Source organism: Kiloniella majae (assembly GCF_002118315.1).
Taxonomy (GTDB): domain Bacteria; phylum Pseudomonadota; class Alphaproteobacteria; order Kiloniellales; family Kiloniellaceae; genus Kiloniella; species Kiloniella majae.
On the sequence record NZ_MTSZ01000019.1, the window covers coordinates 1 to 366 of the forward strand.

Consider the following 366-nt stretch of genomic DNA (forward strand, 5'->3'; position numbering starts at 1 on the left):
TTTACAGGAAGACAACGAATAACTAGGAAAAGATGGCAATAATTAATAGTTAGTTATCTTTAGTGTGAAGCATTTTAACGCGAAGATTGTTTTATGTGCCTAATGCGAAGCATTGAGCGTATTAAGTATTTTGCAATCTTCTATTTTATTGCTGGTGCAGCACTTTGCTAGTTTCGCTAATGAGCGTTCCAATTTTTGTAGTTCTTTTTGGGCTTTTCGAACGTTATCGAGTTGTTGAGCAATCATCGAATCGACCGTATCACAAGAAATATTTGGCTGACGCTGTACTTGCACTAACGTTTTAATCTCGTCGAGTGACATATTTAACTCTCGGCAACGACGAATAAAAATAAGTAATTGAACATC

Annotated in this window: 1 protein-coding gene; it reads right to left on the minus strand. The window is 36.1% G+C overall.

The genetic code is table 11. The features are described from left to right. Nucleotides 1-99 precede the first annotated feature (99 nt). Nucleotides 100-366, minus strand: a 267-nt coding sequence (locus BKB51_RS20475) for a MerR family DNA-binding protein (RefSeq protein ID WP_125911897.1), incomplete at its 5' end; no start/stop codon positions are given.